Raw genomic sequence first — 19,561 nt, 5'->3', positions numbered from 1 at the left:
AGGCGTCTGTTGCGGGATTTGCAGATTCACCTGAGCCGCATCATTGCAATGCAGTGTGACGTTTTGGTGACGGTGAAATGACGTCAAAATCAATGCCTTACCGGCGGTCGGAATTTTCTCAAGAAGTGCTCTGGCACGCCGATCACGCATGAGTTAGGTTGCGCGCCTTCGGCCATGAGCCAAGGTCCGCCGACACGGATGTCCGGCCACAATTCACGCCTAGTCGGGCGTGCCTCATCCCTGTCCCGAGTACCTGCGATGCTGCAAAAATCCCTGAGAGCGCAAATTCTCGCCCTGCTGAGCGGCAGCCTGCTGGCGATGCTGTTGATCGCGCTGGCCTGCTTTCATTTCCTGTCCAACGGCGTGCAAAGCTACAGCCAGTTGATCGCCGGTCCCTTGCACACCTCGCAACTGATCGACGAAGCCAACCTGCAATTCAAGGTGCAGGTGCAGGAGTGGAAAAACGTCCTGCTGCGCGGCAAGCAACCGGCAGATCTGGCCAAGTACTGGGGCCAGTTCGAAGACCGTCAGCGCGATGTGCAGAACATCCTCGGTGAACTGGCCAACCAGAAAGGCCTCGAGCCTTCGCTGAAAACCCGCATCGAACGTCTGCGTGAAGAACATCGCCTGCTCGGCAGCGCGTACCAGAAAGGTCGCGATGCCTACGTAGCCGCCGGTGCCGATCCGACGGCGGGCGACGTGGCGGTCAAAGGCGTTGACCGCGCCGCCAGTGACCAGATGAGCGAGCTGGTGGCCGAGCTGCGCAAGCAGGGCACCGAGCAGTCGGCACTGATCAGCGCCAGCGCCGATCGCACAGTGATGCTGGGGATTCTGGTGATGCTCGCGTCCGGTCTGTTGATCGGTCTGCTGAGCCTGTGGCTGGTCAACCGCAATCTGGTCGAGCCGATCCGCAAACTCATCGACTACGTCACCCAGTTGAGCAAGGGCCGTCTGGTCGAGCGTGTGGCCAGCGACCGTCAGGACGAACTGGGCAATCTGGCCGCCGCGGCCAACACCCTGCGCGATTTCCTCGCCGAAACCTTCAATCACCTGCAGCGCAGCGCCAAGGATCTGGACAGCGCCAGCGGCGAGTTGAACGCCATCGCCACCGTGATGGCCGGCGGCACCAACGAGCAGTTCAACCGCACCGATCAGGTGGCCACGGCAATGAACGAAATGTCCGCCACCGCCCAGGAAGTCGCCCGTCATGCGGCCGATGCGGCGCGTGCTGCCGACGATGCCGACCAGTCCGCCCAACAGGGCGAGAAAGTCATGCAGAGCACCATTCACAGCATCACCCAGATGCGCGGCGAAATCGCCAACACCGCCACGGTGATCCGTCGTCTGGAAGCCGACAGTGGGCGCATCGGCAAGGTGCTGGAAGTGATTCGCGGCATCGCCGAGCAGACCAACCTGCTGGCGCTCAACGCGGCCATCGAAGCGGCCCGTGCCGGTGAAGCCGGGCGTGGTTTTGCGGTGGTGGCCGACGAAGTACGTAACTTGGCGCAGCGTACGGCGGAGTCGATCATCGAGATCAACCAGATCATCCAGAGCGTGCAGACCGGCGCGGTGGATGCGGCCCACGCCATCGACAGCGGCCAGACCCGCAGCGATGAAAGCGTCGAGCAAGTGACTCAGGCCGGCGCCATGCTCGAGCGCATCACCCATGCGGTGGAAGCGATCCGCGACATGAACCGCCAGATCGCCACGGCGGCTGAAGAGCAGACCTCGGTGGCCGAAGACATCTCGCGCAACCTGACCGAGATCACTTCGATCGCCAGCACCAACCTCGACAACGTGCAGCGCACCGAAAGCGCCAGCCAGAACCTGCACGGCCTGTCCGGGCAACTCAACGACGTCACCGCTCGCCTGAGCGTCTGACCCGCCAGCGACTCTGTACCGGCCCGGTTACCGAGTCGGTACACAGTCGATCTCAATTTCATGTGTGCATCGCCGATGGCCGGTTATTCATAACCGTCATTGGAGATTTCCCATGGTCAGCATCACGTCTGTTTCGATCAATCAGACCGTCACCACACCTACCAGCAAAACATCGATTGCCGACACGGGCGACGATACATCGACCACAGCAGCGGCCAGTACCGGTGTGAAGGCTGACACCAGCAAAGTTGCGGCGGGCGGTGGTGCGGCGCCGTCGGGTGACAGCAGCTCCAGCAATGATGAATCGGATACCGTGAAAGAACTGCGCAAGCAGATCGCCGAACTGCAAAAGCAATTGCAGGAACAGCAACAGGCGCTGCAAGCGGCTCAGGCGAAGCAGGAAAGTCAGGATGCGAAGGCGGCGGACGTTGCGGCTGCGCAATCGCAGATCGCGACGACGTCGGCTTCGTTGCAGACGGCGACGGCGGCGTTGTTGGCGGCGTTGCAGAAATCTGATTCGAGTACGTCGGGGGCGTTGGTCAGTACATCGGCCTGACGGTCTGTTGCCCGGGCACCAAGAGCCTACGTGGCCGTTGATCGGATGCTTCGTCTTGCAGCGCTCTGTCTGTGGGCTACCTGTAAGTTCTGACAGTAGACGGCTTTTGCTTCGCGCTGGATAGTTAAATACATGCCTTGGAGAGTTGGGCATGTGTCTTTTTCTTTAAAGGAGAACTGATATGCGCGAAGAATTAGAAGGTATGAGCGTTGTTGGAGGGGCTGTAAGTACATTTTATGCCGACGTTAACCAGTCGACACCGCTGAAATTTGTTCTTCCTGCCCGAGAGCATTTTGTTGAAGGAGAGCTCGCCCAAGTGAAATTTGGAGATATTGTGGTCGCCGAGCATAAGTACCGCCAAGGTGACTTTTTTCCTCTGCACATCCCCGCTGAAGCTGAGGCCTTGAAAAAAGTGCAGGGCACACAGGATCTGTTCTACGAAATAACTCATATTGATCAAACCACTTCGAAGTCAGCAGTCGTGCGCAGCAAAATTGAAGTATTCGACAGCCGATCTTCATTCAGCCAGTCAAATGTCGAATGAAAGACGTGGAGATCAACCTCGTTCTAACCCCTAAAAAACTGCACGATTTCACAATCGTGCAGTTTTTTCGTTCTATCAAGTGTCTTGCTTGTTGGTCAGCACCTTGCCGGTCGTTGCATCGAAGTCCACATCAAACTCCTTGCCGTCAGCAGTACGCAGTTCAACTTCGTATTCATAACCGTTGAAGTGGTTATCCAGATCGGTATCGGTAATGGTCGCGCCCGGGTGCAGTTTCAGCGCTTGTTCGTTCATCGACTCCAGCGACTTGATCTTGCCTTCCTTGACCAGTTGCGGGATCTGGTCAACGCGAACGTCAGCCTGGGCCAGGCCAGCGGTGAGGGTCAGGGCAGCAGCGGTAAACAGGGCAGTCAGGGTTTTCATCGGTTATTCCTTTGGGTGATTCGTTCAAGTGAGTTCAGGTTAGTCACCGCAACTTAATTCACCCTTAAAAAGCGCCGCAGGTGTTTGCGTCGTTTGTTCAATCGCCGTTCGCGGGCAACTTTCATGCTCGGCCTTCGATCAAGGGAGGTGGACATGAAACGCATTTTTTCGTGGTTGTACGCGCCGTTGTTTTGGCTTGGATTTATTGGAGGCGGAATAGGGTTGGCGGGGCATTCACTGCTGTGGTTGATGCCGTTGTTTGGTTTGGCATTGGCGGTGTCGTTCGCCGCCGAATGGGTGCTGCCGTATGAAGTGGACTGGAATCGCCCGGCCGGTGATCGTCGCCGCGACATGCTCCACGCGCTGGTCAATGAAGCGCTGAACGCCATCGGCCTGTTGGCATTGCCGGGGCTGGTGACGCTGCTGGCGATTGACGGTGCTTGGCCGTCGAACTGGCCGTTGTGGCTGCAAGTCGGCCTGGCGATTTTCATTGCTGATGCGGGCGTGAGCCTGATGCATTACGCCAGTCACCGGGTGCCGTGGATGTGGCGACTGCACGCGATTCATCACAGCGTCGAGCGGCTCTACGGGTTCAACGGTTTGATGAAGCATCCACTGCATCAATTGCTGGAAGCGACGGCGGGGCTGCTGCCATTGCTGGTGCTGGGCATTCCGTCCGAGGTAGCGGTGTTGCTGGCGTTCGCCATTGCTATCCAGTTGTTGCTGCAGCATTCGAATGTGGACATGCGCGTCGGCCCGCTGCGCTGGATCTTCGCCTGGGCGCCGCTGCACCGGTTCCATCACATGAAGTACGGGCGCGCCGGTGACGTCAATTTCGGGCTGTTCTTCACGTTGTGGGACTGGTTGCTGGGCACCGGTTTTTATACGGAGCATTACCGGATCGGCGAGGGCGACCTGGGCATCGGCAGTCGTCCGGATTTTCCGCGTGACTACGTGGCGCAATTGCTCGATCCGTTCGAGCCGGCAACGCTGGGCAAGGAACCGAAAGTGCCGGATGGCTTGCGACGTTGAGTCAGTCCAGCAGACGCAATTCGATGTGCTGCAACGCCTGGCGGGCGGTGACGCCGAAGAGTTTTTTCAGGCTGCGGGAGAAGTGCGCGGAGTCGGCAAACCCGGCGGCGTGGGCGGCGTCGGTCACCGGGCTGCCGGCCAGAATCGCCGCCATCGCCAGCCGTAGTCGGCGCCACAGCACCAGCCGTCGCACCGGCAAACCGACCTGACTGACGAACAACCGCTGCAACTGACTCATGGACACGTGCGCAGCATCGGCCACGGCACTGGCGGCGACTTTGCTCGACAGCGAGGCATCGACAGTGGCGAGCGCGCGTTCGATTCGCGGGTCATTCAACGGGCGACGTGGACATTGGCCAATGGCGTGATCCAGTGCCCACAACGACAGCTCACTGTCGAACAGCGCATCGCGCAACACTTGGGCGTCGAACCGCAAGGGTTCGGCATACACGGTGAACACGGGATCCGGCGCCTCGACAATCGCATGGCGAGTCTGGGACGTAATCAGCAGGCGGGAAGCGGTGACGGTTTCGCCCTCGAGCAGCACAGTCACTGGCCGGTCAGGCGCAAGAATCAGTTGATGCGCATAGTGGGAGTGGGGCGCAGTGCGCCCCGACATCCCGTGGATCAGGCCATGGTCGTGCCCCAGCCAGAGGCGGCCTGTCCACGGGGTGTCCGGTTGCATCAGAAGCCGTTGTTCTTCAACACCTGATCCACACTGGCGGCGGCCGGGCGTTTGTAGAACTTCAGCAGTTCGCTGGCGCGGTTGGTGAAGATGCCGTCGACGCCGGCAGCCATGACTTTCTCGTAGTCCACCGGCTCATCGACGGTGTAGACGTGCACCAGCAGGCCCTTGTCGTGGGTGTATTTGTTCATCCATGGCTGCACGAGGTCCGAATAGCTCTGATCGCCGCCGTGGGTCAGTTTGGCCGAAGGACCGGTGCCGATGGCGCCCTGGGCCTTGGCGTAGTCGATCCATTGCTTGAATTCGGCTTCGGATTTCGGCTCTTGCTTGCCGTAGAAAACGTTCTTGTCCTTCTCGCCGGACTCGGCAAAGGTCACCTTGGATTTCGGTTCGATGCTGCCTTCGCCGACCCACAGCAACAGGATCTTCGGCACCTGCGGCATTTCCTTTTGCAGCAGTTCGAGGCTGTTTTTCTCGAAGGTCTGCAGGATCACCTTGCCGTTGCTTTCGCCGACGCTGGCGACGTTTTTCACCGGTTTGGCGCCGGCCGGAATCAGCAGGCCGCGGGCCTGGAGTTTTTCCTTCAGGTCATGCTCGATGCCGGGGAACAGTTGCGGTTCCTTGGTCTCGATGTACAGGCCCGGCTTGTGCTGCGGGTTGGCCTGGGCGATGTCGATGATTTCGTCCAGGGTCAGAATCTGCAGGCCGACGTAGGACGGGCGTGCGCGATCCGGGTAGGCCTTGTTGTACCAGCTGCCGGCGTCGAGGGTTTTCAGTTCGGCCATGGTGAAGGCGTTGGCCGGGCTGTCCTTGCGATCCGGGAACTTGGTGGCAACGTCGGTGGTGCGTTGCAGGTTGTTGTCGTGCAGGGCGAACAGCACGCCGTCCTTGCTGCGCTGCAGGTCCATTTCCAGATAGTCGGCGCCGAGGTCCCGGGCCAGTTTGTAGGAGGCTGCGGTGGATTCCGGTGCGTCGAAGGACGCGCCACGGTGGGCGATCACCGCCGGGTGCGGAATGCCCTCGGAGGCAGCGAGTGCAACAGGGCTTGGCTGGGCGGCGGCATGGGCCTGGCCGAGGCCGAGCATTAGGCTCAGCAGCAGAGCGCTTTTGGTAAACGTGGCGGGCATGTCGAGGTCCTTTCGCAGGTATTTTCGAAGATGTCCCTTTTAGCAACTCAAACGAAAACGTGCTATCGCAAGACCGACATAAACGTACTGAAAGCGAAAATTTCCGCACTTTTGTGCGTTTGTTTGCAGTACGCTTGGCCACGGCAACCACCCCGGCAGAGGGTGTGCCCCAATGCCCTGCGTGTAAACCTTCGATCACTCTTGTGAGGTTTACCATGCGCATCACATCCCAACTTATCTGCCAGGCGGCCGACGACCTCAAGGGCTTTGTCGGCCTCAACCGTAAGACCGGTCAGTACATCGTGCGTTTCAGCGAAGATTCGTTCGGCATGGACGTGGCCGATGACGGCATCATTCCCGCCAGCGAATTCGTCTGGGCCCCCGCGACGGAACAGACCATGACGTTGAAGCGCGAGTTGATCCAGTTGCTGCTCGATCAGCACATCGACGACCGGATCAACATCACCGAGCCGTTGCGGGTTTACATGAGCAAGTGTGAAGTGCCGGAGATTGAGGCGGTGCGCAGTCTGGTGAAGGGCTGAGGTTTTTCGGTGATTCATTTGCCGCCATCGCCGGTCTGCTGGTGATGGCGGCCGATCAGCCCTCACTTTCCGAACCGATACTCCCGCTCAACCCGACACACCCGCGTATGAAACGCCGAATACCACTCGGCCCGCCCACGCGCCTGAATCACCCGGTGCTCCGGATGCTCGCGCCAGGCCAGAATCGCCGCCTCGCTCTCCCAATACGAAATCGTAATCCCCACCCCGTCCGCGCCCCGGATCGAATCGATGCCGAGAAACCCCGGTTGCCCGGCCACCAGTTGCATCATGCGCTCGGACGCTTCGGCGTAGCCGTTGTCGCCTTCGGTGCGGGTCGAGGTGAAGATCACCGCGAAACATTCAGTGTCCGGTTTCATCGAGGTTGCTCCGAGCAGGCTTCGACAAACGCGCGCACCAATGGTGGCAATTGCCCTTTGAGGGCGGCACGTTCCGGCTGGAACAATGTCGCGACAAAGAACACATGGTTTTTCAGTTCGATGGCGCGCAGATCGCCTGCCGAATCGTGGCCCACGGCGTGCAGGTCATGGGTCAGCAATTCCCGCTCGAACTGCGGGTTCACTCCAAAACGGCAGCGATAGCCTTCACGAATCTCGGATGTTTCGTACGCCTTGGCGATCAACGAACCGTGCACCAGATGAATGCTGTCTACCGCTTCCACCAGTGAGCAGGTCAGTGGCGAGAGCACCGCGCGGCTGGAATCGGGTGAGGTTTCGCCGTGCTCGGCATCGGCCCAGCCCAATACGTTGCGGGAAAACTCCAGCACGGCATGTTGAAAACCGCCACAGGTGCCGAGGAACGGTCGCTGCTGTTCGCGGGCAAAACGAATGGCCTGTAGCGCGCCAGCTTCACTCTTGTAAGGGCTGGCCGGGACGCACCAGAAACCGTCGAAGCCGTCGAGCGGTGTGTCGAGGTGAATCCTGTCTGTTGCGAACCATTCGAAATCGACGGGTCGGCGAATGTGTTCCGCCGCCAGGCCGAGGGCGACGGGGATAGCTTGATGGGCGGTGACTTGTGGATCGTAGTCACCGATCAGGGCGATGCGCAGGGCTCTGGATTCCATGAGTGCTCGCTGTGCTTGTTGAGGGATGACGCTCACTATAGATTGGCGTTCACGCACTCAATATGGGCGTTTCCCCAAGTGATTAATGCAGCGACGCACTATCGACTCGACTTCCCGGATCTGGCGCTGATTCTCGCCCTGGTGCGCGGCGGCTCGCTGGCCCGGGCCTCGCAGCTGCTGAAGGTCGATGTGTCGACGGTGTTTCGCGCCGTGCGCCGACTGGAAGCCGCACTCGGTCAGCAACTGTTCGAAAAAAGCCGCGCCGGTTACCTGCCCACCAGTCTTGCGCAAACCCTGGCCGAGCAGGCCGAACGCGCCGAGCAGGCACTGGAAGCGGCGCGCATCGGTGTGGAGCAGGGTGGCGCAGTGGTCAGCGGCACGGTGCGCCTGACCTGTACCGACTCGGTGCTGCAAGGTCTGCTACTGCCAGCGCTGGCGCAGTTCATGCCGAACTACCCGGCGCTGACCATCGAACTGAGCACCTCCAACGATTTCGCCAACCTCAGCCGCCGCGATGCCGACATCGCCTTGCGCCTTACGCGTACACCGCCGGAGCATCTGGTCGGACGGGAGCTGGCGAAGATTTCCTACCGGGTCTGTGCCAGTGAGCGTTATCTGCAAAACATCGATGCATCCGATCTGGCCGCCATGACCTGGATCGCTCCGGACGATTTCCTGCCCGATCACCCGACCGTGGTCTGGCGCCGCCAGCACTTGCCCGGCGTGATGCCGGGCTATCGCTGCAACAGCATGTTGTCGGTGACGGAGCTGGTGCGTGCCGGGCTCGGCGTCGCGGCGTTGCCGGACTTTCTTATCACCGAAGGTCTGCAAGCCTTGAGCGAACCGCTGCACGGTCACGACACCGCACTGTGGCTGCTGACCCGCCCGGACTGCCGCGCGTTGCGCTCGGTGGTCACGCTGTTCGATGAACTCGGGCGGGCGCTGCGTTTGCCGTGATCAGGCCTGCGGGTTCTGGCGCATGTGATCGTGCAACTCGCGGGTCAGGCCTTCGATACGTTCGGTGAGGTTCTTGGTCATTTCGGTGAGCCGGGTGTTCTGCTCCAGCAGCTCCAGCAACTGCGCGGTGTTCTTCGCGGCCTGCACCTGACGTTCGCTATTGGCGACGGCCAGGGCTTCCCGGTGCTGGGCGTCGGCGTCGGATTGCGCCTTGTCCCGCGCGGCCTGACGGGTCTGGGCCAGCAGAATCAGCGGTGCGGCATAGGCCGATTGCAGGCTGAACGCCAGGTTCAACAGGATGAACGGATAGACGTCGAAGGTCGTGATGCCGGACATGTTCAGGCACACCCACAGCACCACGATCAGGGTCTGGGCGCCGAGGAAGGTCGGCGTACCGAAGAATCGCGCAAACGCCTCGGCGCGCAGGGCGAACTTATCGTTGCCGAAGGTCGTGTTGAGGTGGGCGTGGGGGCGGTGGAAACGCAGGTGATCGACAGGCGCAGCGGGGGATTCGTTTTTTTCGGTGGTCATGACGGACTCGGCAGGGCTTGGGACGTTGAGTCACTATAGCCCTGCGTCGCCCGTGTCGGCCTATCCCGGCGCTCGCTCGTTGGCGAACATGCTCACGGCGTCCACGGCTTCGCTGGCACCGTCGCGAATCTGCAGAATCACCGTCCCCGCCTGATCCGCCAGCTCGACGCCTTGCGCGGCGCGTCCACGGGTGCCGTCCATGCTCTTGATCGCCTGACGGGTTTCGCTCTGGATCAGGCCGATCATGTTGGAAATCTCCGCTGTCGAGCCGCTGGTGCGGGCCGCCAGTTGCCGCACTTCATCGGCCACCACCGCAAAACCACGTCCTTGCTCACCAGCCCGCGCCGCCTCGATTGCCGCGTTGAGCGCCAGCAGGTTGGTCTGGTCGGCAATCGCACGGATGGTATTGACGATGGCGGTGATCTGCTCGGAGCGCTCGCCGAGCTGGGCAATCAGGGTCGACGACTCGGCGATGTCATCGGCGATTTCGCGCATTTCGCTGGCCGCTTGCTGAATGACTTGCGTGCCTTGCTCGGCGACTTTTCGGGTGGCGACCGAGATGTGATAAGCGGCGCTGGCGCTGCGGGCATCCTGCTCGTGCTGCTCGACCCGGGCGGTGACGTCCGAGGCGAATTTCACCACTTTGCACAAGCGCCCGGCGGCGTCGTACACCGGGTTGTAATTGGCTTCCAGCCAGACGGTTCGCCCGTGTTTATCGATGCGCTCGAACTGCCCGTGGAAAAACTCGCCCTGATTGAGCCGGCGCCAGAAGTCCTGGTAAGCGCTGCTGTTGACCAGGTGCGCGGGGCAGAACAAACGGTGATGTTTGCCCTTGAGTTCGGCCTGGGTGTAGCCCATGCGCGCCAGAAAATTCTGATTGGCTGTAAGAATGTTGCCGTCGAGATCGAACTCGATCACCGCCATGGCCCGGTCGATGGCCTGCAATTTGGCGTTGGCTTCGCTTTCCTGCTGCACCTTGGCGGTGACGTCCATGGCGTACTTGACCACTTTCACCACGCGGCCCGACGCATCCTTGATGGGGTTGTAACTGGCTTCGAGCCAGATCGGCCGGCCCTGGCTGTCGACGCGCTCGAAGGTGCCGGACTGGAACTGACCGTTTTTCAGTCGCGACCACAGTTCGGTGTACTGGCTGCTGCGGGCAAATTCCGGTGGGCAGAACTGGCGGTGCGACTGACCGATCACCTGTTCGGCCTTGTAGCCCGTGGTCTTCAGGAAGTTGTCGTTGGCGCGCAGGACCACGGCGTCGAGATCGAACTCGATCACCGCCATGGAGCGGTCGATGGCTTCGAGCAAACCGGATTGCTCGGTGATGGTGTGTTGCAGGTCAGCGATGACGGACTGATGGCGATTGAAAAACATGCGGGGTGCGCTCCGGAAATAGGGCTGAGGTGTTGTCCCTGTTCCTGCGCTGGCCGGCCGAACGAGCTGACGACATTGGGCAATGACCACTAAAGTGCCAGCATCCAGGCTGGCGACCTGATCTTATACAAACTTATTAAACTTGTACAAGAAAGTGCAGTGTCACTTTGTCGTACAAATCTTGTCAGGCACTGGAGCGGCTCAGCGCGACGCTGATTGTGTTGCGGCCCGTGTGTTTGGCGGTGTACAGCGCCTTGTCGGCATCATCCAGCCAGTGCAGCGCATCCGGGTAGGTCGGGTGAAAACGTGCCAGTCCGATACTCAGGCTGACCCGCAACTCCGGCACATCGGGATGACGGTATTGGTGCAGGGACTGGCGCAGTTGCTCCATCAGCGCTTCGGCTCTGCTCAGTGGCAGGTTGGGCAGGATCACGCAGAATTCGTCGCCGCCGTAACGGCCGGCCAGCTCGCTTTCAGTCAGCAAGGACTTGAGTTCGCGGCTGAGTTGCTGGAGCACCGCATCGCCGACGATGTGCCCGTAGCTGTCGTTGATCACTTTGAAGTGATCGACGTCGATCAGCGCGAGGGTGGCTTGGCTGTTGTGTTCGCGGCACTGCTGGAACTTGAGGTGCAGCAGGTCTTTCCAGGCACCGTGGTTGAGCAGACCGGTCAGGCTGTCGGTGCGGCTCAAGGCACTCAAGGTGCGTTTGTGTTCGGCGAGTTTGATCGCCAGCCGATAACAGACCATCCCCAGCGCCAGCGGATAAAGAGTGAGCATCGGCAGGCACGCCCAGACCTGGGTCTGCGTCGCCGTCAGGGTGAACTTGACCCCGAACAGCGACCAGCCCAGCAGCACGCCGATCAACTGGGCGAGGGCGCCGAGCAGGAACAGACGTCGGCCGCCGGCGGCGACGTTGTTCATGGTCATCATCGACAGAATGGTCACGGTGACCAGTGGGTTGAACTGAAAACACGCGGTCCAGAAACCGCCGAACACCGAGTCATAAAGCAGATTGCGGCGCTCGGCGTGGTAGGGGAAAGCCGAGCGGGTCGACCATTGATAGGCGACATGGGGCCAGAGAAAACCGTTGAACAGCAGCAGCGCCCAGAGCCACGCCGGCACATTCAATGGATACAGCGCGGCGCCGACGCTGAAGAAACCGATCCCCAATCCAATGGCACGTGGCAAGTAGATACGTCTGGCGAATGACAAGCCTTTGCCGCGTTGGTTTTCCATGATGTTCTTCGCCAGATTCATTCTGAAACACTTTGCAGTGTAATTCTTCAGAGCGACCGTTCATCGGTCAATGACAGACATTGTCATTTATTCCAGCGGGAAAATTCAGTGTCCTTGTGAGCCATTTACGCGGCGCAGACGTGATCTAGAGCTGGTAGCAGGCCAGAAACATGTCCAGTGCCGAATCGACCACGGCATTTTGTGTGGCGCTGTCGAGCGAGGGCTGGCCCATGGAAATCTGCGGCCAGAAAGCGAAGGATTTGAGCAGCCCTTGCACCTGATGCGCGGCGAACTCCGGATCGACCGCTTTCAACCGGCCATCTGCTTGGGCGGCTCGGATCCACACGGTCACGCTTTCTTCACGTTCGCCCATGCGCGCCACCATGTTCTGCGCACGCTCGGGCGAATGAATGGCGGCGGCGATGGCGACCCGGGCCAGATCCATGAAATTGTCGTCCGCCATCATCTGCAGTTTGGCCAGCAGCATCGTTCGCAGTTGATCGCGCAAGGGCTGGTCGGGCTGATACGACACGGCTTGCTCGGTGCTGATCCGTGCCCACAACTGGTTGAGAATTTCGGCGAACAGCTCTTCCTTGCTGGGAAAGTGGTTGTACACCGTGCGCTTCGACACCCCGGCTGTGGCCGCGATTTTGTCCATGCTGGTGACTTCGAAACCGTTGGCACGGAATTCGGAAATGGCCGCCAGGATGATGGCTTCGCGTTTGCGGTCGGTGAGGCGCGTTGGAGCTGTCATAAATTCGATTCGGCAGGAAAAAGGATGAAATTACACTCGGCAGTTTACTTGTCATCCGGATTCATGCAACCTAGAAAGTACACCGATCAGTGTAATGTTGCGTTAATCGGTGCAACCTAAAACCAGATGTCCGGCTGATGCGTGCGTGCCTTGGCCATTTATCGTCCCACCGTGGAAAACCGTGAATTGCGCGGTTTTTCTGGAGTCATTCAGTCATGGCCAAATCAATTTCTTCCGCGGTCAGTCCTGTACCTGAAGCTTCGCGCCAGGCCGAAGGGACGTTCCGCAACCACGCGCCGGTGCAGCGCGAAGGTGTGCGCAAGATGCTGCGCATCATGTGGAACATGATCTTCCACAAACCGCGCAATACCCGACCTGCGTCGGCCATCCCTGTCCAGCCACTGACCCGTGCCGACCTGATTGCTGCGCCGAACCACAGCGTCTACCGCCTCGGTCACTCGACCTTGCTGCTGAAGCTGCAGGACAAGTTCTGGATCACCGACCCGGTGTTCGCCGAGCGCGCCTCGCCCGTGCAATGGGCCGGCCCGAAACGTTTCCATCAGCCGCCGATCAGCATCGACGAGTTGCCACCAATCGAAGCCGTGATCCTTTCGCACAACCACTACGACCACCTCGACTACGAAGCGGTGCTGAAACTCGCGGACAAGGTCAACGTATTCCTGACCCCGCTGGGCGTTGGCGACACGTTGGTCAAATGGGGCATCGATGCCAGCAAGATCCGCCAGTTCGACTGGTGGCAGGGCACTGAAGTCGCCGGCATCCGCTTCATCGCCACCCCGTCGCAGCACTTCTCCGGCCGTGGCCTGTTCGATGGCAACCAGACCCTGTGGGCTTCGTGGGTGATCATCGACGGCGACACGCGGATTTTCTTCAGCGGTGACAGTGGCTACTTCGACGGTTTCAAACGCATTGGTGAACAGTACGGCCCCTTCGATCTGACCCTGATGGAGACTGGCGCCTACAACGTCGAGTGGCCCCACGTGCACATGCAACCGGAAGAAACCCTGCAAGCCCACATCGACCTCAAGGGCCGCTGGTTATTCCCGATCCACAACGGCACGTTCGATCTGGCGATGCATGCCTGGCATGAACCGTTTGACCGCATTCTTGCACTGGCCTGGGAGCGCAACGTTTCCATTACCACCCCGCAAATGGGCGAGGCGTTCAACCTGGCACAACCGCAACGCGGGCATGCGTGGTGGTTGGCGGTTGAAGGGGAGAGTGAGGCGGTGGTGCAAGGGGCCTGACTCACTGATGCAGGTTCGCCTCCATGAGGCGAACCGGATCACTCCGCCATCGCATAATTCCCACGCACCGATTCGGCTGTCGAACCATTGCTTGTCGAACGCCCCGGCGCAAACCCCGGAAAGAACACCAACCCCTGCGCCTCGAACCGATACGTCAACGCCAGCCGCGCCGAATCCGCCACTTCCTGCTGCGCTTCGAACCGCTGAATGTCGTCTACCGAAACCCCTGCCTCCCGCGATAGTTGTTCCACGCTCCAGCCCAACATCCCACGTGCCTGGGCGCAATGTGTCGGGGTGAACTGGAAAAGGGCGATACGTTCGAGGATGAGGTTCATCGCTGAAGAGGCCATGGTGTGCTCCGGGCTCGAGAGTGCTGATGGAAAATGTACTGTGTTTTTGTACAGTTGTTTTCGGCCGGGATCAAACGCATTTTTTGATTTGCCCTAGTTCGCCGGCTCCAACCAGACGGACGGTGCCTGACCGAGGGTCCGACGGAACATCGTCGAGAACGCCGCCGGGCTGTCATAACCGAAATCGAGGGCAATCCGCGTCACCGCTTCACCCGCCGCCAGGCGTGCCAAAGCCAGTACCACGCAGGCGCGCTGGCGCCATTGACTGAAACTCAGGCCGGTCTGCTGACGAAACAGTCTGTTGAAGGTGCGCAAGCTTACGTGCAGATGATCGGCCCATTGCTGGGGGGATTGGTGGGCATTCGGCTGATGCAGAAAGGTCTTACACAGTTCGAGCAGTCTTCCGTCAGACGGCAGCGGGATATGCAAGGGAAGCGGTGCGCTGCGCTGCAATTCATGCAGCAACAAATTGATCAGTACGCCGTCACGCCCGGTCAGGTCATAGGTCAGCGGCAGCTCCACCGCCTCCATCAGCAATTGCCGCATCAACGGCGACACACTGATCACCTGACAACGCTCACCCAGATCCACCGCCCCCGGCTCGATATACAAACTGCGAGTGCTGACCCCCAGCATCAACACCTCATGCGCCACCCCCGGCGGAATCCATACCGCCCGCTGCGGCGGCACCACCCAGTTGCCGTCATGCGTGCTGACCTGCATCACCCCGGTCGCGCCGTACAACAATTGCGCCCGCCGATGCGTATGACGTGGCAGCAGATAGCCGTGGGAATAATCCGTACCGATCGCCACCACCGGGCGCGGCGTGTCATCCAGCAGATTGATCGAAACATTGCGCATCGAGCGGCACCCGGCAGTTGGCGTAAACGCAAACATTATTGGCTGACTTGCTGAAGCAGGCCAAGCGCCGCCACTCTACAGTCGACCGCTCCCAAGCAACGGACGACGCGCCATGTTCTACCTCCTGCTGACACTCTTCGGCTGCCTGACCGGCGTTACTGCCGTGCTCTTCGGATTCGGCGGCGGCTTCGTCGTCGTGCCGCTGCTGTACCGCATGCTCACCGCCAGCCACGGCGCGGACGACTCGATCATCCAATCCGCCATGCACATCGCCGTCGCCACCTCGACCTGCGTGATGATCGTCAACGCTTTGGTCGCCACCGGCAAACATCGTCGCGCCGGCAACCTGATCCGGGATTACCTGTGGCCCTTGGGCGGGTTCATCGGATTGGGCGCAGTCGTCGGCGCAATCGCAGCGGTGTGGGTCAGCGGCGAAGTCATACGTTATGCCTTCATCGCCTACCTCGGCGTGACGATTGTCGACTGCCTGCTGCGACGCGGGTTTCTCACACATTCCGAAGGCGTCATCCCACGGCGATTGGGAACGGTGGAAACGTCCGGCGGTGGGGTAGGCATTGGCGCCATCGCGACCTTTCTCGGCGTGGGAGGAAGCGTCATGACCGTGCCGTTGTTGCGGCGTTGCGGGTTGAGCATGTCCCAGGCGACGTCGATGGCCAATCCATTGAGCGTGCCGGTGGCGCTGGCAGGGACGCTGACTTACATGTTGTTGGCGGGGTTCAACGAGACAGAACTCGGGCCATGGTTTATCGGGTACGTGGATCTGCTGGCGTTTGCGGTGCTGACGCTGGGCTCGATGCTGGGGATTCGCTTGGCCACGCCGTGGATCGGGCGGATACCGGATCGGGTGCATGCGTGGGTTTATATCGGGTTGCTGGTGATTGTGATGATCAGCATGTGCGTGAGCTGATCCGGACGAAGCTCGATTCCCCGCTACAACATCGACATAATCCGCGGTCACTTTTTGCGGCATTTGCCCGCTTGCTCAAGGAAGAATTGATGTTTCACGGATCGTTGCGCCTTTCCGGCATTTTGGTACTCGCCGTTTTTTTCCATCCCCTGGCATGGGCGGAAAACGCTACGCAGGTTTACACGGGAACGCTGGGCAAGACGGCGATCGTTCTGGAGGTAAATACCCGAACCGGAGAGGGGCGTTACTTCTACCAGAAGTACCGAAAAGATCTGGAGCTCGAAGGTTCCAGGGATGGGGACACGCTCGAACTCAGCGAAGGTTCGATGATGGATGGGGACTCCCGTCCAACGCTTCGTTTACACGCGATCGGGAGCAATTGGTCCGGTGAGTGGAGTAATCCGGCCGGGAAAACCCTCAAGGTTGAGTTGCAGCCCGCAATGATTCCGAAAGCCCCTGTCGACGAATTGCCCTATATCGTCAGCCTGCGTGAGACGGCCCCTTACGAGTTTCTGCGGCTGCAAGGAATGAAACTGCAAAAGGGCAAAACCGAAACTTTCATGGACTACACACTGCAATGGTGGAGCGAGCCCAAATCACAGGCTTCGCTTTTTGAAGTGGTGTCCGGTTATTCCCCGCAAGTGCGTCAACGCATCAACCAACAATTGATGGGCCGATTGTGGGGGGAGGTGATCGCGTATTTCGGTTGCTCGGGTGATTACTCTCAATCCAGCCAACCTCTGTGGATGACGCCTTCGGTAATGAGTGTGCGGATTTCAACGGATTATTACTGTGGCGGCGCCTACCCGGACCAAAATAACGACGCGCTCAACTTCGATGCCACAACCGGTCAGACACTGACGCTCGAGGACGTTTTGTGGGTAGGGCAAGGTCAGCCGTTGCACTATGAACAACACGATGATTTCAATGCGGGATCACCCGGTTCCTTTGATGCCTGGTCGAAATACCGGACTACAGAGTTGGCGCCTTGGCTGGTCGCACAGTTGCTGAAACTGTATCCCCGGCAAATGACCGTCACCGCAGAGGGCGATAACGACTGTCACTACGACGAGAGCGATCCCTGGCAATTCATGGGGTGGTACTTCACGGAGCAGGGCATCAAGTTTGATCCGTCGTATCCGCATGTTGCGGCAGTGTGTGGATTCGTCGACTGGAGCGTTCTGCCGTACTCAGTCATCAAACAACACCCCGGCACCGTCAAACTGCAACTGCCCCAGGGCTGACCTTCACGCCAGACCCGGCGCTTCACGAATGATGAAGTGATCCAGGTTCTCGATATTCGCATTGAAGACCTCGAAAGGCTTTTCGGGGTTCTTCTTGCCCGGCACCTGCTTCAACTCCGGCGTCACACCATAGAAGAAGCAGAACAACTCCTTATCGCTGTCGATGGCGTGCTTGATCTCTTCCAGAAACGCCTTACGCTTGCGGTAGTTATCGATCAGCTTTTTGTTGAGATAGACACTGACCGGATAAGGCTTCTTCTTGCTGTCATCCGGCTTCTTGAACCAGACCTTGTCCTCGAAATCGATCCGGAAACTGGCGCTGTGAAAGTCCTCGATCTTCTTGATCCGGCCCCAGTAAATCAGCCCCTTGTTGTCCATCAAATACTCAATTTTCTTGAAGAACGAACTGTACGGCGCCGTATGCTCGCCAATCTTCAACGGCATGCGCTTGAGCAAATCCTTGTCCGCGAAGTTCGACACAAAACACTCCACGGGGTGGGCGAAGACACTGGTCTTGTCCGGTGCCGTCTCCCGACTCGGCGACTCTTTTGAGGGAGAAGCCGCCACCCGCACCGGATCATCCCGCAACACATCCGCCGCCCCCGCAGGCGCGGCAGGCTTGCGCACGTACTCACGACGCGTCAGCAACAACTCCGACGGGAAATGCTCCTCACGCCCGTCATCCGTTTCCCCATCCGCCGCCTCAACCCCCGACGCCGACGTCTTCACACTCACATACGGACAACCCGCCACATGCTGCGTACCGGGCAGATTCTTGAAATGCGGCGTGCGCACGTAATTCACGTTCTTGGCGTTGAACGTACCCAACTCGTTGGAAGCATCGAACGCTGAACGACAGGCGTCGTTGGGGCACTGGAAGTGTTCCTTCGCAGAATCGAACGCCATCGTCTCATCGAAATTAAGATCGCGAACGTCATAGATCGACAGTTTGTCGTCGAGGCTGAGGCAGTAGGCGAGATCGAATTTCATGGTGGGGCTCGGGTCCTTGAGTGGGGGAGGGGTATTAATAGCGGGTGGTGGGGTGGGTTGCACTGATTGTTTTCAGAATGATGCAGAACCAGACTGCTGACGATTGTCTTTCCAGGGACGCCGGGCCATAAAAAACCGCTGCTTGAAAACTCAAGCAGCGGTTTTTTGATGTCAGTAACTACGCAGCATTCGTGAAGCTTTACGCCACCAGGACTCCTGCCGATTGAACGGATCTTCAGCGAGCAAGCACGGCATATCCCGTAACCGAATCCACGGCTCATCCTGCCAGTGCAGTGTGCTCAACGACATCTTGGGCCAGCTCAAAACACTCAGTATCGGACGCTCAACCGAGCGCGTCGGACGGGCATCTCGCAGAGCAGGCACAACCTGATGCGTCACCCACTCACGAAGCTGCCGATACTCGGGGCAGTAGTGATAGATCAGCAGCGCGTATACGCCTGACTCGCTGACCATCAAGTGTTCTCCGGCTTCGCCATAGGTCTCAACGTGCATCATCTGCCGCTGATCGGCATCAAGTTTGCGCAGCTGTCGCTCATCCAGATATTTGCCCATCAACCGCCCCAGTTCATGGACGCAGAACCAAGCCTGGTTCTCCACCAGAAGAGCATGGAAGTGGGTTTTGTTGCGGGTAAAACGAGTTGGAGTAAGTGGTTCAGACATGGCGTGCCTCCCAAGTCGAGAGCACGGGATTCAAACGGCGGGTAGAGCGATTCGCCTTCATCGTGAAGGTTGAGTAGTCAGGCATTTCCATTTACCTCTGGCTGCTTTCTTAGGGCATTCGTTAAGGGTGTCGGGAGCTAAGAAACCCACCAGAGACGGGCCGGACATATTCCCCTTTCGGGTCTTGTATTCGCCCACTCCCGACATAACGGGATTTTTCGCAGGCGTAGAGAAACCGCAGACGAAAAAAAGCCGCATTACTGTCGGGTGCGGAGGACCGCTCTGGTTTGTAGAGTTTCTTAGGCTCGGAGATGAGGGTAGGGGGATCAAGGATGGTCGTCAACCAGCGACTTTTCCTACCGATCGTGAGGCAAAACGAAATCTGGACAATGGCGTGGAGTAAATTATGCTGTGTTTATATCCAGTGCTTGGTCGCCGCTGTTCTTCCAATTCTCCCGGCCCGTGTCGCCATGACTGATCTCATGGATTACGGGAAATTTCATTTACTTTGAAGTTTTCAGGGCTAGAATGGTGACCATTCGTCACAGCTT

The 19,561-nt window shown here is 59.2% G+C and carries 22 protein-coding genes and 1 pseudogene; 10 read left to right on the top strand and 13 right to left on the bottom strand.

Features of this window, described 5'->3' with window-relative positions:
* Positions 1-174 precede the first annotated feature (174 nt).
* The 4 genes and pseudogenes from M5B44_RS29005 to M5B44_RS10745 form a co-directional block, all read left to right on the top strand.
* A pseudogene (locus M5B44_RS29005) lies at positions 175-948 on the top strand (hypothetical protein); the annotation flags it as partial.
* 165 nt (positions 949-1,113) lie between these two features.
* Positions 1,114-1,881: a methyl-accepting chemotaxis protein gene (locus M5B44_RS29000; protein WP_371859721.1), complete on the top strand. Its 768-nt coding sequence runs from the start codon at positions 1,114-1,116 to the stop codon at positions 1,879-1,881.
* Positions 1,882-1,993: 112 nt separating this feature from the next.
* Positions 1,994-2,437 (top strand): hypothetical protein, encoded by a 444-nt coding sequence (locus tag M5B44_RS10750; RefSeq protein ID WP_248739151.1) that lies wholly within the window; start codon positions 1,994-1,996, stop codon positions 2,435-2,437.
* A gap of 181 nt (positions 2,438-2,618) precedes the next feature.
* A complete protein-coding gene (locus M5B44_RS10745) occupies positions 2,619-2,981 on the top strand; it encodes a hypothetical protein (protein WP_248739150.1) in 363 nt (120 codons plus the stop codon).
* A gap of 75 nt (positions 2,982-3,056) precedes the next feature.
* Here the strand turns inward: M5B44_RS10745 and M5B44_RS10740 are convergent, their stop codons facing one another.
* Positions 3,057-3,362: a PepSY domain-containing protein gene (locus M5B44_RS10740; protein WP_007951089.1), complete on the bottom strand. Its 306-nt coding sequence runs from the start codon at positions 3,360-3,362 to the stop codon at positions 3,057-3,059.
* Between the two features lie 153 nt (positions 3,363-3,515).
* Here M5B44_RS10740 and M5B44_RS10735 point away from each other — a divergent pair, with 153 nt between their 5' ends.
* On the top strand, positions 3,516-4,394 hold the full coding sequence (locus M5B44_RS10735; RefSeq protein WP_248739149.1) for a sterol desaturase family protein: 879 nt from the start codon (positions 3,516-3,518) through the stop codon (positions 4,392-4,394).
* Between the two features lies 1 nt (position 4,395).
* Here the strand turns inward: M5B44_RS10735 and M5B44_RS10730 are convergent, their stop codons facing one another.
* Positions 4,396-5,079 (bottom strand): helix-turn-helix domain-containing protein, encoded by a 684-nt coding sequence (locus M5B44_RS10730; RefSeq protein ID WP_248739148.1) that lies wholly within the window; start codon positions 5,077-5,079, stop codon positions 4,396-4,398.
* Entirely contained in the window at positions 5,079-6,206 is a 1,128-nt protein-coding gene (locus tag M5B44_RS10725) for a glycerophosphodiester phosphodiesterase (RefSeq protein WP_248739147.1), read from the bottom strand. The genes M5B44_RS10730 and M5B44_RS10725 overlap by 1 nt, the downstream gene beginning before the upstream one ends.
* Before the next feature lie 215 nt (positions 6,207-6,421).
* On the opposite strand from M5B44_RS10725, the gene M5B44_RS10720 reads away from it, so the two are divergent.
* Positions 6,422-6,748: a DUF2025 family protein gene (locus tag M5B44_RS10720; RefSeq protein ID WP_248739146.1), complete on the top strand. Its 327-nt coding sequence runs from the start codon at positions 6,422-6,424 to the stop codon at positions 6,746-6,748.
* Between the two features lie 62 nt (positions 6,749-6,810).
* On the opposite strand, the gene M5B44_RS10715 is transcribed toward M5B44_RS10720, so the two are convergent.
* The gene (locus M5B44_RS10715) at positions 6,811-7,125 is read right to left on the bottom strand and encodes an antibiotic biosynthesis monooxygenase family protein (protein ID WP_085709700.1); all 315 of its coding nucleotides are present in this window, start codon (positions 7,123-7,125) and stop codon (positions 6,811-6,813) included.
* Positions 7,122-7,829, bottom strand: coding sequence for a CTP synthase (locus tag M5B44_RS10710; RefSeq protein ID WP_248739145.1), 708 nt, complete (start codon positions 7,827-7,829; stop codon positions 7,122-7,124). Before M5B44_RS10710 ends, M5B44_RS10715 begins: the two co-directional genes overlap by 4 nt.
* A 15-nt stretch (positions 7,830-7,844) precedes the next feature.
* Between M5B44_RS10710 and M5B44_RS10705 the strand changes: the two genes are divergently transcribed.
* Positions 7,845-8,786 (top strand): LysR family transcriptional regulator, encoded by a 942-nt coding sequence (locus tag M5B44_RS10705; protein ID WP_248739144.1) that lies wholly within the window; start codon positions 7,845-7,847, stop codon positions 8,784-8,786.
* Here M5B44_RS10705 and M5B44_RS10700 read toward each other — a convergent pair whose 3' ends face one another.
* The 4 genes from M5B44_RS10700 to M5B44_RS10685 form a co-directional block, all read right to left on the bottom strand.
* On the bottom strand, positions 8,787-9,317 hold the full coding sequence (locus tag M5B44_RS10700; protein WP_114884959.1) for a DUF1003 domain-containing protein: 531 nt from the start codon (positions 9,315-9,317) through the stop codon (positions 8,787-8,789).
* 60 nt (positions 9,318-9,377) lie between these two features.
* A complete protein-coding gene (locus M5B44_RS10695) occupies positions 9,378-10,697 on the bottom strand; it encodes a methyl-accepting chemotaxis protein (protein WP_248739143.1) in 1,320 nt (439 codons plus the stop codon).
* 184 nt (positions 10,698-10,881) lie between these two features.
* Positions 10,882-11,934 carry a diguanylate cyclase gene (locus tag M5B44_RS10690; protein ID WP_248739403.1) on the bottom strand — a complete coding sequence of 351 codons (1,053 nt, stop codon included), beginning with the start codon at positions 11,932-11,934 and terminating at the stop codon, positions 10,882-10,884.
* 145 nt (positions 11,935-12,079) lie between these two features.
* The gene (locus tag M5B44_RS10685; protein ID WP_085709705.1) at positions 12,080-12,688 is read right to left on the bottom strand and encodes a TetR/AcrR family transcriptional regulator; all 609 of its coding nucleotides are present in this window, start codon (positions 12,686-12,688) and stop codon (positions 12,080-12,082) included.
* A 215-nt stretch (positions 12,689-12,903) separates the two neighbouring features.
* Here M5B44_RS10685 and M5B44_RS10680 point away from each other — a divergent pair, with 215 nt between their 5' ends.
* Positions 12,904-13,956, top strand: a complete 1,053-nt coding sequence (locus M5B44_RS10680) for an MBL fold metallo-hydrolase (protein WP_248739142.1) — start codon at positions 12,904-12,906, stop codon at positions 13,954-13,956.
* A gap of 38 nt (positions 13,957-13,994) precedes the next feature.
* Here the strand turns inward: M5B44_RS10680 and M5B44_RS10675 are convergent, their stop codons facing one another.
* Both M5B44_RS10675 and M5B44_RS10670 read right to left on the bottom strand, forming a co-directional pair.
* Positions 13,995-14,306, bottom strand: coding sequence for a DUF3071 domain-containing protein (locus tag M5B44_RS10675; protein ID WP_248739141.1), 312 nt, complete (start codon positions 14,304-14,306; stop codon positions 13,995-13,997).
* Positions 14,307-14,399: 93 nt separating this feature from the next.
* Positions 14,400-15,167 carry an AraC family transcriptional regulator gene (locus M5B44_RS10670; RefSeq protein ID WP_248739140.1) on the bottom strand — a complete coding sequence of 256 codons (768 nt, stop codon included), beginning with the start codon at positions 15,165-15,167 and terminating at the stop codon, positions 14,400-14,402.
* 112 nt (positions 15,168-15,279) lie between these two features.
* On the opposite strand from M5B44_RS10670, the gene M5B44_RS10665 reads away from it, so the two are divergent.
* Together M5B44_RS10665 and M5B44_RS10660 are read left to right on the top strand one after the other, a co-directional pair.
* Positions 15,280-16,095 carry a sulfite exporter TauE/SafE family protein gene (locus tag M5B44_RS10665; RefSeq protein WP_248739139.1) on the top strand — a complete coding sequence of 272 codons (816 nt, stop codon included), beginning with the start codon at positions 15,280-15,282 and terminating at the stop codon, positions 16,093-16,095.
* A complete protein-coding gene (locus M5B44_RS10660) occupies positions 16,083-17,339 on the top strand; it encodes a hypothetical protein (protein ID WP_248739138.1) in 1,257 nt (418 codons plus the stop codon). The genes M5B44_RS10665 and M5B44_RS10660 overlap by 13 nt, the downstream gene beginning before the upstream one ends.
* Positions 17,340-17,342: 3 nt before the next feature.
* Here the strand turns inward: M5B44_RS10660 and M5B44_RS10655 are convergent, their stop codons facing one another.
* Both M5B44_RS10655 and M5B44_RS10650 read right to left on the bottom strand, forming a co-directional pair.
* Positions 17,343-18,329 (bottom strand): hypothetical protein, encoded by a 987-nt coding sequence (locus tag M5B44_RS10655; protein ID WP_248739137.1) that lies wholly within the window; start codon positions 18,327-18,329, stop codon positions 17,343-17,345.
* 171 nt (positions 18,330-18,500) lie between these two features.
* Positions 18,501-19,010, bottom strand: coding sequence for a Bro-N domain-containing protein (locus tag M5B44_RS10650; protein WP_248739136.1), 510 nt, complete (start codon positions 19,008-19,010; stop codon positions 18,501-18,503).
* Positions 19,011-19,561: the final 551 nt, after the last annotated feature.

This window comes from Pseudomonas sp. MWU12-2029 (assembly GCF_023242425.1).
GTDB lineage: Bacteria > Pseudomonadota > Gammaproteobacteria > Pseudomonadales > Pseudomonadaceae > Aquipseudomonas > Aquipseudomonas kribbensis.
The sequence above is the reverse complement of the archived record's forward strand: the minus strand, read 5'-3'. Positions and strand labels throughout refer to the sequence as shown.